Below are 13964 nucleotides of genomic sequence, written 5' to 3'. Positions count from 1 at the left end.
TTTGGAGCATTTTTCAAGAGACGGACGCGAGCGTCAGTCGACATAGTTCCGTGATGTCGTAGATGGGCAGCCCTGTGCTACGGTGATCGCCGGCGTTACCACCGGGAACGCCGTGCATTCGAACAAGATCGCAGCGATCGCAGGATGCGCTGCACGGAGTCGAGAGATGCAGGCACTAACCTCTTTCTCGATATCCGCGACTTCGGTGGGGATTGGGGGCCGCACCAACTCGTTTCGCAGCAACTTGCCACCTTCGATGCCGCCGATAACCACCCTCCCCAGATCGGCCGGATAGTCGACCCAATCTTCGCCGCAATTGGTCGAGTCGGCAGTCACAACGGCGAGCTTAGCAGCGCCAGGCAACTCCCGGAGCAGCGTCGGCACCAGGAGCAGGCTCGATAGCGCCACATGGACCTTGATCGCCACAGCAACCGCCCCCTGGTGCCGGATAAAGAAGCCGTAGTCCGCGCTTACTACGATCGCACCCCGTTCAACTAAGCTCTTGGCAGCTGCTATGCAGGCTGGCTCAAGGGCTGGATCGCCGCGGATAACGATATCCGCCCAAGCTCCCTCTACAGTCTCCGTGATGATCGGAAACTCGTAGGTAGCCGGATTCAATATGGAGCCGGGATCAGGCATCGATGAAATAGCTCCAGGCAGGAGGCCATATTCAAGGCTTAGAATCCCCAGAGAGCGTTGGGTTAGCGATCCCACGTACTAAAGTCCTTCAAACGATGCTTCAGGCCTTGTGCCGGACCAGCCGCTCTGCTGACCGAATTCGCAATCGACGGCACGCGCTCAGCCCTGTTCCGCCCAGTCATAGGAGCCTTCGTCTTTTCCGAGTTGTTATGCGCGATAGAGCGTGGGTGGTATTTGGCTCAGTAGTTCCGCACCACGCTCTGTCACTAGGACGTGAGCGCCAGCCCCGAATAAATAGCCGTTTTCGCTGCACAATATATTTGGCATGTGCAAGGTCATGCCAGACTTCAGGATATCCTCCGCGCCCGGCTCCAAGCTCAGATCACCGCGTTCAGTCCAGTTGATGCCGGTTTGGTATCCGGTTCGTTGGCGAAAGACTCCCTTTCTCCCAGATCGCTTCAGCACCTGACGGCCGGCAGCGTCGACTGCCGCCGCGGAAGTGCCCGGCTTAACCGCGGCAACGAGGGCGTCAATGACTTCCTCGGCCAAGGTGTGTAGAGACTCAGCCTCAGGATGTCGGCCAAGCACAGCGCACCGGACCATCCCAACGGTATATCCGTGTTTTGATGCGCCGATTTCCAGAAAAGCCGGCTCGTTATTACTAATTGGATGCTGAGACGGGGGACCATGCGGCAACTTCGTCCGCTCCCCGAACAAAATGGTACCGGGAGAAAGTCCAACTTCCCCGCCAGTGTTGGCGGCCGCTCCGCTGATGGCCGCCGCCATTGCCGCTGCCATCTCCAGTTCGGTAACACCCTCCCGTAGCGAGCTTTGGAAGGTTCGCACTGCCAGGTCAGTCATGCGCATTGCCTCTCGCATGCACTCGAGTTCTAGCTCGCCCTTCACCGCCGCCACCGAAGAAACCAGCCGACTCGCATCAGAGATCTTTAAATCGGGAAGCTGCGCCTGAAGCGCACTGAGGTCGGCCGGTGCGAGGTTCCAGCAGCCCAGCTCAAAACCGATCCTCTTGCGTTGCAAGCCATACCGACGGAGGACGTCGGCACACACTTTCCCCAAATCTTGCTGGTGGGTATAGGTAACTAGCTCTTCAATACAACTATACGACCGAACCGCTTGCTCGTCATACTGTCGTACCACAAATGTTGGCGATCGACCGGGCACCATGATCAAAGGAAACGGTGCGAAGTATCCACCGCTGCCATCGTATCCACTGAGATACCGAAGATGGCCATGGGCAGTCACTACAAGTGCGTCTAGCCCGGCGTTCGCCACTGCCTCCAGCACGTTGAGCCGTCTGCGCTCGTACTCGGATCTCGGGAACGGCACACCCGTCAGAGGAATACCTGAGCACATAGGCGCCATATCTCACCTCAATGATTTGCCATGTTGTGGGTCGCTTAAGCATCGGGTGCGCCTCAGACCGATGTTCGAAGCTGTCGCTTAACGTGCTTTGGTTCAGCCAGACATTCAACCGTCCTAGCGGCTTGCGTCAAATGCAGTTTTTATATCGTCGTCATCTGGCGGCGAGATGCAGCTAAGGCACAGCGATCGATGAAGGATAATTCCTGCTCCGCCACACATTCGGTCCGCGGTGAATTGCTTGCTAACCACGACGCCAAGAATAGTAACACGAGTGAATGTTGAAACCGAACAAGGCATCCCGCGCGCGGCGGATGCGATGCAAACCGTCGGACAGTGTACGCAGGAGAAGGCGACGGATGAACTCGTGCGGGTCGAGCCTCACGATCTTCGTCTTGCCGCGATGGCGATCGTCCGGGAGCGGGACGGAACCCGATCGTCCTGACGCGCCATGTGAAAGCGTTCCTGAAGGCGCAGCCAAACAAGACGGATCGTAATGACGCACGCGGCATCGCGCAGGTGATGCGGGTCAACCTGTACCGCCCGGTGCATGTGAAGACGCTCACGAGCCAGAAGCGGCGGGCACTGTTGACTGCCCGCAAGCTTCTGCATGGGAAGGCGATTCGCCCTGGAGAACGACATCCGTGATCTTCTACGCAACTTCGGCCTCAAGGTCGGTTTTGTGAAATTGAGGAGCGTATTCTCGTCGCAGGAATGCCCGATCTCGAGATCATGGCACAATTGCTTGCCGCTCGGCGGAAGCTGCGTGAGGATTCTCTCGTTTGCACCGAAAGTACTGACGATCACCAAGGAGGATACGACCTGCAACCGCTTACAAATATCCCCGTGTCGGCCCCATCACTGCGCTGGCCTTCACCAGCGCCATCGATATTCCGGCCCGCCTCCACAAGTCCAAGGCGGCGGGGCCGGTTCTGGGACTGACGCCGGCCCTCAATGAATCGGACGAAAGTCGCCGCGTGGGGCGCGTCTCGCTATGCGGAGACGGCATGATGCGAACATTGCTTTATTAAGCCGCCCAAGTGTTGCTGACGCGCGTGACGAAATGACCATGGCTGAAAGCGTGGGCGATGAACGTCGCCAAGCGGCGTGGCTGCGTTTCTTGGTTTGCTGCTAGACTGGCCGCGACTTACTGAAACGACTGTCCGGGACTTAGCGAATCCCTGTCCGGCTTTTGACGGGCTCGGCTTCGGCCACTCCGAAGCAAGCCCCGATCTCATCTCACGGCGCAGGTAGTCGACTGTGAACAATCTTGATCGCTAAGCGGCAAGCTGCTTCGGCCGGTTCAGGAACGCGGCGATCAAGAGCCACAAAAATTGCTTCAGCCACCTGAGCAGGAGGGAGAAGTTGTAACCGGCTGCGGCCAGGATGGCGTTGATCGCACCGCCTTGGGTGTGAGCGAGGTAATTGCGGCCCATTCTGCGTTCGTTCTTGATGTGGCCGATCACCGGCTCGACGGCCGATCGCCGCCGCATCTGGCGCTTGATGGCCGGTGTCACGCGGCGCTTCTGACCAGCGGTGAAGACCCTGAACTTGTGGCTCTCCGGTGCGTTGTGGCCGCGAAAGCCGGCGTCGGCGAGAACGCGGCTGATCTCGTTGCCGATGGTCTTTTCCATGTCAGGGATGATCGCTGCGAGCGTGTGGCCGTCATAGGGATTGCCGGGCAGCGCTTTTGCATGCAGGGCGAACTGGCCACCATTTGAGCGCTTCAGCGTGGTGGCCACCGACACCTTCACCCCGAACTCGTAGGGCGCATGCGCCTTGCCCTTACCGATGCATTCCACCTCGTGCGCATGCAGGCTGTAGATTTTGCGGACGCGCTGGCGCTGACGCTGCTCGAGAACGGTGAAGGCCTGGTAGAGCGACCATTTGAAGAGCGCGTCCAGTTCCGCATCGCCGGCGATCTGGCGGGAGATGTCGCGGACGGTCCGGCCGAGATAGGTCTTGAGCCTGCGCAGCGCCTTACTGGCCCGCTTGAACTGCTTGGCGTGCGCATAGCGCTGGTGCTTGATCAGCGCCAGCTTGCCGACCCGCACATAGGTCTGGCGCAAATCCAGCCCCGCCCGTTTGGCCAGCCGCACCAGCCGTTCGCGGGCCCGGTGGATGAGCTTGGCGTCGGTCGGGAACATCACGTTCTTCGGCTGCACGGTCGTGTCCACGATCACTTGGCGCGTGTACTGCGACTTCATCGCCCCGCTCTTGACCGCAATACTGAGACTTTCCTGCAAAAGCGCGACGATCCGCTCCTCGCCCATGCGGCTGCGCCAGCGCGTCATCGACGAGCGGTCGAACGGCAGGTCATGGCGGAAGAACTCCTCGCCGCACAAATACTGGAAATACGAGTTCTCGATCCAGCGTGCGCACAGCGCCTCGTCCGACAGGTTGAAGGTGTGCTTGAGGATATGGAGCCCCGCCATCATCAAGGCGAGCGCGGAAAAGATCCCTGTTCTCCAGTCTCGCGCCGCTCGCGTGGTCTGCCCATCGCCTGGCTCCCGATTCACTGCGATGAAAGCAGTGAATCACGCTACGCCAGGCGGCGAAATCGCAAACTGGAATTGCAAGAAAACTATCCACAAACTGGCCTTTACCTGCAATTCGGAAGCCTAAAAAGTAGACTATTCCTATACGATATCAGCGGCTTCCGTATTCTTCCCGGCCGACAGGGAGGCCACATTCACGCCGAGAACATACGGTCTGAGCTAACCAGCTCGTTTCCAACCGCTTAGTGGGGTGGCTCGGTCGTTGGATCCAGAATGGCCGCGACGATCTCATCGTCGAGCGGATGGGCGAAGATAGTAACGTAGAAGCGCTCCACTTCGGCCTTTAGGTCGATCTCACCAAAAACCTCCGGGTTGATCGTCCTTGCCGCCCACAGCACGGTCAGCGGCTGCTCCGCCGTGCGATTGCCCCATGTATGCGCGACTACAGGAAGCGGAAAGACGCGCCGGGTCACCACCGCGCGAACGTCCTTTAGCAGCGGGTTGCCGAAGACCTTCTCGACATTTTTCAGTTGGGGGACCAAGATTATATCGGGGTTCCAGGCCAGCACCTGCTCGATGTTGAAGGATAGCACTTCTTGGCTGCGTCCGTCGTCGGAGACGCTGACGCCGCCGGCCTGCTGGATCCACCACTCCGCGATGAGATGCGGCTGGCTGATCGTCTCCGGCTCGAAATAGAGCACGCGCGGCTTCTCGGTGACCGCAAGGGATTGCGAAATCGCCGAGACCCGCGCCAGAGTTCGGTCGAAGTAGTCGACATAGGCGGCTGCTTCCTTCTCCTTGCCGAGAAGGCCGCCGATGAGTTCCATCGCCGCCTTCACGTCATCGGGCTCCTGCCATTCAATGACGACCGCAGGCACGCCAACGCGCGCCACCGCATCCGCCATGGCTGGATAGGTCGTCAGGATGACATCCGGCTGCAGCGCGATGATCGCCTCCAGGTCCGGTTCGCGGCTCTGCGTCTCGATCAAGGGCGCGTCAACCAGTTGCGGCGCGAAGACTTTTTGAAAGGTCCAGCGCGGGTTCTGGCCGAATCGCGGCGGCAAACCGCTGACGAGTCGATCCGACGCGCCGACGGCGAACAGAAGACTGTTTAGTGGCGGCACGGAGCCCATGGTGGCGACTCGCTTGACTTGGGCCGGCACGACGACGCTGCGGCCCGACATGTCGGTAATTGTGCGGATCCCGGTCGCATCCGCCTTCGCCAAGGTGATGGGTAACGGGAGCAGCAAGAAGGCTGCAATTTTCAGGAGGGATCGACGCCTCATGTCAATTTCCTTCAGATTTGGAGCTTGCCCAATCGGGAGTTTCGGCGGACAGGAAAACATACGGTCATGGGACCGAAGCCATCGTCACTTCCGCCGACGGAGACCAGCCGCACCGGCACATCGTACAGCGCGCTCAGCGTGAGATCGTTGACCACGTGGCCTACGTCTCCCTGCGCAAGCACGAACCCGTGTTTCAGCAGAACCGCTTGCGTCGCCGCCGCCAGGGCGTGGTCGGGATCGTGCGTGGAAAATACCACCGTGCGCCCCTGCGTTGCCAAGCCCGCGATGATGTCGAGGATACGCGTTTGGTTGGCGAAATCGAGGCTGGCCGTCGGTTCGTCGAGCACGATCGTCGCCGCGTCCTGCGCGATTGCGCGGGCGATCAGCGCAAGCTGACGCTCGCCGCCGCTCGACAGATTGAACGGATGGTTGGCGAGATGCCCGATCCCAAGACGGTCTAGGCTGTCGAGGGCAATGCGCCAGTCATCGGGCGACGGCACGGTGAAGGAGCCGAGATGCGGCGTACGGCCGAGAACTGCGATGTCGGCCAGCGTATAGGGAAACACGGCCGCGCCGTGCTGCGGCACGTAAGCGATGCGACGCGCCCGCTCGCCGTCACCGAAGCTCGGCAGCGGCCGGCCGTCTATCTCGATGCCGGCGCCGCCGCCCTGGAGCCCGACGAGACAACGCAGGAGCGTCGTCTTACCCGACCCGTTTGGTCCGAGAAGGCACAGCACCGCGCCCGCTTCGGCCCGGATCGAAATCCCGCGCAGGGTCGGTGCGACGTTGCCGGCGTGAGTGAAGGAGACATCGCTGGCGACTAACGCGGCCATCAGAACCAATGCCTCCGGGCACGGCCGAGCACGATGGCGAAGAATGGCGCCCCGACAAGCGAGGTTACGACGCCGAGCGGTAGCTCCTGCGTCGCCACGCTGCGCGCCAGTGTGTCCATGGCAAGCAGGAACAGGCCGCCCGTCAGGGCGCTGACCGGCAAGAGGCGGTCGAAATTGGGACCGACCAGAAAGCGGGCGATGTGGGGGACGACCAGCCCGACCCAGCCAACGATGCCGCTTACGCTGACAGCGAGCGCGGTCAGTACGGTAGCTCCGGCGATGGCAACGCCGCTCACCAGCGGCGCGTTTACCCCGAGCGCCCGTGCCGCGTCGTTGTCGGCGCCGAGTACGTTTATGTGCCAGCGGATGGCGTAAAGCTGGGCGAGCATAAGTGCGACAGGAACGCCGATGATGCCGAGATCATCATTGCCGATGCGGTTTAGACTGCCCATCAGCCAGAAGGTGATCGACGGCAGCACGTCGAGCGGGTCGGCTATGTATTGCACCACCGCAACCAGCGCGTTGAAAACGGCGGCGACCACCAGGCCCGCCAGCACCAAGGTGATCATTGAGCCACTGCCGAGATGACGGCCGATCAGCGCGGTGGCCGACGTGGCGAGGATACCGGATGCCACAGCCATACCCATGATGCCCGACCAAGACAGGCGCAATAGCAGGGCCAGCGAGGCGCCTAAGGCCGCGCCCTGCGAAGCGCCGAGGATCGCGGGCGAAACCAGAGGATTGCGAAAGATACACTGATAAGTCGCCCCGGCCGCAGCTAGGCTGGCGCCGACCAGCAGCGCGCCGGCAATGCGCGGCAGCCTGATTTCCCAAACGACTGTCTCCACTGTCGCGGTCCAGTCGGCCTCGCCGCCGATGATGGGGTGCAGTAAGATCCGCAACGCCATCAGCGGCGGCACGGGATAGCGCCCGGTGGCGAAGGCCAACACCACCGCCGAGAGCAGCAGCATGAAAAGAACAAGATAGAGCGGCCACAACGGTTGTCGCCGCGACCCTCCCCGGCCTCGACGACCCTTATGTGAAGTGGTCATAGTTGCCGCGCCGTTTCTCCCGATGGCGAGACCAGAGTGCAACTAACCACGGAGCCAGGGGCGTCCCCGGCTCGGACCGTGGACGAAACCACCGCCTGGGCGTTGGTATCATCAAGACGTTGCGCAGCTTCGGCCGCGAACCTGTGGACGAATTCGAAGGCCAAGGCGGTTAATTCCTCAGCAGGAGGAAGTAAATGAGCCACAACAGCTTCTTCAGCTTCAATGCACGACGAGATTGAACTCCGCTCCCTTACCGCGCCTCATTGGAGTGAGCCAGAACGCGCTGAAACTCCTTCATAGCTAAACCTGAACGCTCGAACTGAATTTCGTTATCCAAGACTTGATCGAGTAATGCTTTGCTTCCAAATGGCGTTCGCGTCCGCGCGCTGGATAAGTGTGGAAATATTGAGCAATACGTACTATTAATCCGGCCACAGTAATGCACCGCCGGCTATAGGTCGGTTCAGCGACTAGGATTCCTTTCGCGATTATCATTTCCTGAACTTTTTCAACATCCTACTAGACGAAAAGGGAGCATATAACTGTAGTTGTGCGAGATCACGTATTTGAAGGTTTCCCGCATTCTAAATCAGCTTGAGCTCGGTCGCGATAGCCGCTGGCCTGCGCGAAGAGCCCAAGTGAACGCCCGGCAGGAGCCGGCCGGACGTCTTGGGAGGCGGCGAAAGCAGGTATACTCGCGCATCGATCGAGTCAGCTCTAGGCGCCATGATCTCGATCCTAGAAGATAAAGACTAGCGCCGCGCTGCGGCGCGTCGGCGGAGCCAGCGACGGGCGACCACCACGGCTCCGACGGCAACCGCGACTGCGATGTATAGTATCTCGGTTGTGCCGTCGCCCCCATCGGGGGCGACGCCGAAGATCCGCTCAATGAAATCCATGTCTCTCGCCTTTTGTGGGATGAATGCTCACTCAACCATATTGAACTTACGCCACACCTAAGGCTTGGCCGGTCCAAGTAGCTCGACGCCGGCGCTCCTGAGCGCGGCGTTGAGCGGAGTGACCTGATCCACGAGCCCCTCCAGCTTTTTGATTTGGCCGTCGACTTTCTGCATGATCTCATCTGAGACCTGCCGCGCTTGCAGCGTCGGCGCCGCGTCGGCAATTTCGACTAGGTCGATGAGGCCCATCAGCGTATCGTTTAAGCCGGCCGGGTGGCGCGCGTCCTGCGGCGTCTCCCGCTTGATGTCGACAAGCGTTCCCTCGATCACCTCGAGTTGCCCGACCAGTGCTTGCGCCCTCTCGCTAAGCGTTTCGTCATTCTCTCCAAGCCGCTTCTGCGCGTCCGCGAGCTGCCGCTTCAGGAGGCGGATGCGATTGACCGCCTGATTGAGCGCAGAGAGCATATCAAACAGCTTTTCTAAAAGCGCAAACTGCTCCGCGAATTCCTTTTCGGTCGTGGCTATCCGGGGATCCTTGACAACAGTGAAATCGACTGTCTGGACTTTGCCGCCGGCCTGGAGCTCAACTTTATAGCTGCCTGGGACCACCGTCGGGCCGCTCGGGTCGCCGCCCGGTGCAAGAGGCTCGTACTTCCTGGTCACCAGCGACTGATCGAGCTTCGCCGGTCCCGGATGCTTGAGATCCCAAACGAAACGGTTGAGCCCGACTTTCGTGCCCGGCTTCTTATGGAAGGGGGCGTCCTGGTCATCGCTCGAGAAAGCGACGATGGTCTTGCCCGCGGCGTCCTGGAAGGTGAGCTTGACAAGCTCCTCAGCATCCTTGGGCAGCCAGTAATAGACGATCGCCCCATTAGGAGGATTCTCGCCGCAGTCGAGATAAAGACTATCAAGCCATCCGTCCTCCAGCTCCACACCCTCTCTGCCGGCTGCGATGCCTTCGGTGTAGCTGATCCCTGCCTTGGCGGTGCGCGTCCCGGCCCAGTAGCTGAGCTTGGTTCGGATCGTCGGGCGCGGGCTCACCAGCTTCATGTGCTTCTGATCGACGGCCAACTCGCGCAATGGCGCCACATCGTCGAGGATCCAGAGCGAGCGCCCGTGGGTTCCAGCGACGAGGTCGCTTCCTTTGATCTTGAGGTCGTAGACCGGGACCACGGGCAGGCCGCCAGCCACGCGCGCCCAGTGTGCTCCGTCATCGAGACTGAAGAAGACCCCGGTCTCGGTGCCGACGAACAGCAGGCCTGGCCGCACCGGATCCGCGCGCACCACCCGCGTAATCTCGCCTATTGGGAAGTCTCCCACGATCGACTGCCAACTCCTGCCGCCGTCCCTGGTACGGAACAGATAGGGCTGATAGTCGGCAAGTTTGTAGCGCGTGACCGCTACATAAACGGTATCCGCGTCGTGTGATGAGATCTCGACGCAGCCAACATAGGCGAGCTCGGGCATGGCTTCGGGCGTGACGTTGATCCACTGGCCCCCGTCGTTACGCGTCACATGGACGAGTCCGTCATCGGTGGAGACCCAAATCTCGCCCTTGCGGTGCCAGGACTCGACGACTGAGGCACACGTCGCATGCACTTCAGAGCCGAAGTTTTCGTGGGTCAAGCCGCCCGAATAGTCCTGCCGAACCGGATCGTTGAGGCTGAGATCAGGAGAGATCGTGGTCCAGCTCGATCCTTCGTCGCGACTGCGGAAGATGTGGTTACCCCCGGCATAGAGCGTATTCCGATCATGCGGCGAGAAGGCAAGCGGGAAGGTCCAGGCGAAGCGGTAGCGCATGTTCTTCGGCGCCATACCAGTCGACTCTTCCGGCCAGACGTTGACGAGGCGAACCTGCCGGGTGCGGTGGTCGTAGCGTTGCAGAGCTCCTGCGCCGCCCGGGCTGTAGCCTATAGCGCCGCAATACACTACGTCTGGATCACCGGGATCAACGACGATGAAGCCACTCTCGCCGGTGCCCGGATAGGTGCAGTCGTTCAGGGTAATGACCCCCCATTCCGAGGCGCTCGGAACAGAAATTGAGGTGTTGTCCTGCTGGGTGGCGTAGATCCGATAGGGGTGCTGGCTGTCGACGTCGATGCGATAAAACTGGGCTGTGTTCTGATTGTAGATCGACGACCAAGACTTGCCGCCGTTGAAGGTGATACACGCACCACCATCGTTGCCTTCGATCATCCGCGTGGGATCGGCCGGGTCAATCCAGAGATCATGGTTATCGCCGTGGGGTGTGGACACTTGGGTAAAGCTGGCCCCGCCATCGGTCGATTTCCACATCCGTTGATTGGCTACGTAGACCGTATCCGCGTGTCCAGTGTCGGCGAAGACATGCGTATAGTACCAAGGACGGTGGATTAGATCGCGGTTCTGAGACACCTGGATCCAGCGGCCGCCGTAATTGTCGGTGCGATAGAGCCCGATCTTGTCTCCCTCCGCCTCGATGAGAGCGTAGACGCGCCCGCGCTGCACCTTCGAAACAGAGGCACCAATCTTACCGAGCACGCCGTCAGGCAGGCCGTTCCGCCCGGATAGTTCTTCCCAAGTGTCGCCGCCGTCAAACGTCCGGAAGAGGCCGCTCCCCGGCCCACCGCTACTGAGGTTCCAGAAGCTCCGCCGTGTCTGCCACATCGTAGCGAAGAGGATGCGTGGATTGTTGGGATCCATCGAGACGTCGACTGCGCCGACGTCGGCATTCCGGTAGAGGACTTTCTGCCAGGTCTTGCCGCCGTCCTTGGAGCGGAACACGCCCCGTTCCTCGTTGGCCCCAAATGCGTCGCCCAGCGCCGCAACATACACGACGTCGGGATCGTTGGGATGAATACAGATCTTGCCGATGTGGCGTGTCTCGTTCAGCCCTAAATGAGTCCAACTGCTACCGGCATCGGTCGACCTGTAGACGCCGTCGCCGTACGAAACGTCGACCCGGATCGTCGTCTCACCCATACCTGCATATATGACGTTGGAGTCGGAGCCAGCAACCGCAAGTGCGCCGACGCTCGCGCTCGTGAAGAAGCCGTCGGACACGCAGCGCCAATAAATGCCGCCGTCAATCGTCTTCCACACCCCACCCGCGCATGCGCCGAAGTAGAAGACCAACGGCTCGTTGGGGTCGCCCGCAACCGCCACAACGCGGCCCCCTCTGGCTGGTCCGATGCAGCGCCATTTGAGGGCCTGGAGGCTTTTAGGATCAGTCATAGGATCCGTGTTGCCATCGCAAGTTCTGCTTCTGATGGTGGGCATAGGTCTCTTACTGCCTCAGCTGTTCCGGTGGTATGATTTCTGGTCAAAACCTGAATCATCGCCGCAGTCGTGGATCGAGCGCATCTCTGAGACCGTCGCCGATATAGGCGACGCTGAGGACGGTTAGCGAAATCGCAATACCCGGCCACAGCACCAGTTGCGGATAGATCTGCATATAACCAATCCCGTCAAAGAGCAGCCGCCCCCATGTTGGGAAATCTGGTGGAAAGCCCAAGCCAAGAAACGACAGCACGCTTTCCGTGATAATCGCGTCGGCGATGCCGAGAGTGGCCGAGACAATGATCGGCGACATGACGTTGGGCAGCACATGCCGAAAAATGATCCGGTGCGGCGGGGTGCCGATGCTGCGCGAAGCCATTACGAATTCGCGCTGCTTGACGGCCAACACTTCGCCGCGCACGATGCGTGCCGTGCCCATCCAGCTCATCACGCCGATGATCGACACGATGAGGATGAAACTCCCCAGATCGCGTCCGAAAACGTTTGCCACTGCATCACGGAACAGCATTACTGCGATCAATAGCAGTGGGAGAACCGGCAATGAAAGAAAGAGTTCGGTGAGCCGCATCAATGGCCCATCAAGGGATTTGAAGTAACCGGTAAGGACACCGACAAGCGTGCCAAGAAAAATAGAGATGACCATTGCCGCCAGGCCGACGGCGATCGATATGCGACCGCCCGTCATCATCCGCGCAAGTAGATCGCGACCAAGCTGGTCGGTGCCCAACGGATGGGCCCAGCTTGGTCCCGCGTTCATAGTCATGAAGTCGATATAGGTGGGGCTTACGCGCCAAACGAAGGGGCCGAAGACGACACCAACGACAATCAGGAAGAAGACGGCCGCCCCGGCGAGCGCGCCCTTGTGGGTCTTGAACTGGTCCCAGACGTCCCACCACTGATTGCGCGACGGCGCTCCGAGCAACAAGGACTCAACGCTGGCGACGGGATCGGTAGTTGGCGATCGAGAAACAAACGCCTCGGCAACTTCTTTCGGCTTGTTGTAGCTAAGCAGATCAATCATAGCGAATCCTGGGATCGAGCAAGCCGTAGAACAGATCGGCGATCAGGTTGAAGACGACGATCAGCACTGCGAAGATGAAGGCCAGTGTCTGCACCATCGGCACGTCGTTGGCGTAGATGGCAGTTATCAGGAGTTCACCGATTCCATTAACCTTGAAGATCTGCTCGGTGACGATGGCGCCGGCGAAGATGCTTGGCAGCCCGAGCGCGATAACAGTGACCACCGGGATCATCGAATTGCGCAACACATGGATCAACACGACGACATTCTCGCCCATGCCCTTGGCCCGAGCCGTGCGGACGTAGTCCTGGTTGAGATTGTCGAGCATTGACGAGCGTAGATAGCGGCTGATGGAGGCTGTAGTCTGAACCGCCAGCACCATCACTGGCATGGCCATCTGCCGAAGCTGCTCGATGAAGCTGCTCCAGCTGTTGACGATGAGATTGGTGTTATAGATAGTGGGAAGCCAATCGAGATACACAGCGAAGATCAAGATCGCCAGAACGCCCGAGAAGAAAGACGGCACGGCAAGGCCGAGCATTGAAAGGAACGTGCCGATCTGATCGAACACAGAATATTGCTTGTAGGCCGAGACAATACCGATCGGGAGGGCAATTAGCAGGCCTACGATATAGGCGAGGCCGACGACTAACAGCGTCTGCGGAAGCCGCTCGGCGATGATTCTGAAGACCGGACCGCGTGATTGCCAGGAGATGATGCGCTGCATACCGTCCGTAAAATGCGTCCCGAAAAGAACGTCGAAGCCATGCAGCGGCTCGATCACGAAGAACTGCTTCAGCCAAAGGAGATACTGCACGAACAGCGGCTCGTCGATGCCAAGAGCGGCGCGCATGTTCGCGCGTACTTCGGGCGGAAGAGAAGGGGGCAACTGCGATAGCGGATCGCCAGGCGCCATTTTGAGCAGTGAGAAGATCACGAGGCTGATCAAACACAAGGTCGGGACCGAGATAAGCAGTCGTCGGATGGCATAGTTGAGCATGCGCCGTACCTATATTGCTGCCGGCCGGGGCAATAGTGACCGCGGCCGGCGTGGGACATGGAAAGGCGGGCGCTCTT

9 protein-coding genes and 3 pseudogenes are annotated in these 13964 nt (G+C 60.0%); 1 reads left to right on the top strand and 11 read right to left on the bottom strand.

Annotated features, from left to right (window positions below; genetic code table 11):
- Positions 1–33: 33 nt before the first annotated feature.
- From EN846_RS35310 to EN846_RS35980, 3 genes and pseudogenes are all read right to left on the bottom strand, one after another.
- A complete protein-coding gene (locus tag EN846_RS35310) occupies positions 34–639 on the bottom strand; it encodes a hypothetical protein (protein WP_245460517.1) in 606 nt (201 codons plus the stop codon).
- A gap of 207 nt (positions 640–846) precedes the next feature.
- Complete coding sequence (locus EN846_RS27270; protein ID WP_348630833.1) at positions 847–2013, bottom strand: Xaa-Pro peptidase family protein; 1167 nt, start codon at positions 2011–2013, stop codon at positions 847–849.
- A 316-nt stretch (positions 2014–2329) separates the two neighbouring features.
- A pseudogene (locus EN846_RS35980) lies at positions 2330–2434 on the bottom strand (transposase); the annotation flags it as partial.
- Between the two features lie 29 nt (positions 2435–2463).
- Between EN846_RS35980 and EN846_RS27265 the strand changes: the two are divergent.
- Positions 2464–3083: pseudogene (locus tag EN846_RS27265) on the top strand (transposase); the annotation flags it as partial.
- A 213-nt stretch (positions 3084–3296) separates the two neighbouring features.
- On the opposite strand, the pseudogene EN846_RS27260 reads toward EN846_RS27265, so the two are convergent.
- The 8 genes and pseudogenes from EN846_RS27260 to EN846_RS27230 all read right to left on the bottom strand — a co-directional run bounded on the left by EN846_RS27260 (position 3297) and on the right by EN846_RS27230 (position 13887).
- Positions 3297–4519: pseudogene (locus tag EN846_RS27260) on the bottom strand (IS5 family transposase).
- A gap of 240 nt (positions 4520–4759) precedes the next feature.
- Positions 4760–5803 (bottom strand): ABC transporter substrate-binding protein, encoded by a 1044-nt coding sequence (locus EN846_RS27255; RefSeq protein ID WP_189587187.1) that lies wholly within the window; start codon positions 5801–5803, stop codon positions 4760–4762.
- Positions 5804–5814: 11 nt separating this feature from the next.
- The gene (locus EN846_RS27250; protein ID WP_127239362.1) at positions 5815–6636 is read right to left on the bottom strand and encodes an ABC transporter ATP-binding protein; all 822 of its coding nucleotides are present in this window, start codon (positions 6634–6636) and stop codon (positions 5815–5817) included.
- A complete protein-coding gene (locus EN846_RS27245) occupies positions 6636–7634 on the bottom strand; it encodes an iron ABC transporter permease (protein WP_206519853.1) in 999 nt (332 codons plus the stop codon). Before EN846_RS27245 ends, EN846_RS27250 begins: the two co-directional genes overlap by 1 nt.
- 806 nt (positions 7635–8440) lie before the next feature.
- A complete protein-coding gene (locus EN846_RS35300) occupies positions 8441–8587 on the bottom strand; it encodes a hypothetical protein (protein ID WP_164746627.1) in 147 nt (48 codons plus the stop codon).
- A 57-nt stretch (positions 8588–8644) separates the two neighbouring features.
- Entirely contained in the window at positions 8645–11731 is a 3087-nt protein-coding gene (locus EN846_RS27240) for a hypothetical protein (protein ID WP_206520143.1), read from the bottom strand.
- Between the two features lie 169 nt (positions 11732–11900).
- A complete protein-coding gene (locus tag EN846_RS27235; RefSeq protein ID WP_127239365.1) occupies positions 11901–12887 on the bottom strand; it encodes an ABC transporter permease in 987 nt (328 codons plus the stop codon).
- Positions 12880–13887 (bottom strand): ABC transporter permease, encoded by a 1008-nt coding sequence (locus EN846_RS27230; protein ID WP_127239366.1) that lies wholly within the window; start codon positions 13885–13887, stop codon positions 12880–12882. The genes EN846_RS27235 and EN846_RS27230 overlap by 8 nt, the downstream gene beginning before the upstream one ends.
- Positions 13888–13964: the final 77 nt, after the last annotated feature.

It is taken from the genome of Mesorhizobium sp. M4B.F.Ca.ET.203.01.1.1 (assembly GCF_004791025.1).
In the GTDB taxonomy this organism is placed as follows: domain Bacteria; phylum Pseudomonadota; class Alphaproteobacteria; order Rhizobiales; family Rhizobiaceae; genus Mesorhizobium; species Mesorhizobium abyssinicae.
This window is presented reverse-complemented; position numbering and strand designations above follow the sequence as displayed.

Excerpts from the sequence above, each read along its gene's own strand:
- EN846_RS35300 (WP_164746627.1), bottom strand. The coding sequence starts at position 8,587 with ATGGATTTCATTGAGCGGATCTTCGGCGTCGCCCCCGATGGGGGCGAC.
- EN846_RS27270 (WP_348630833.1), bottom strand. The coding sequence starts at position 2,013 with ATGTGCTCAGGTATTCCTCTGACGGGTGTGCCGTTCCCGAGATCCGAG.
- EN846_RS35310 (WP_245460517.1), bottom strand. The coding sequence starts at position 639 with ATGCCTGATCCCGGCTCCATATTGAATCCGGCTACCTACGAGTTTCCG.
- EN846_RS27235 (WP_127239365.1), bottom strand. The coding sequence starts at position 12,887 with ATGATTGATCTGCTTAGCTACAACAAGCCGAAAGAAGTTGCCGAGGCG.
- EN846_RS27230 (WP_127239366.1), bottom strand. The coding sequence starts at position 13,887 with ATGCTCAACTATGCCATCCGACGACTGCTTATCTCGGTCCCGACCTTG.
- EN846_RS27250 (WP_127239362.1), bottom strand. The coding sequence starts at position 6,636 with ATGGCCGCGTTAGTCGCCAGCGATGTCTCCTTCACTCACGCCGGCAAC.
- EN846_RS27255 (WP_189587187.1), bottom strand. The coding sequence starts at position 5,803 with ATGAGGCGTCGATCCCTCCTGAAAATTGCAGCCTTCTTGCTGCTCCCG.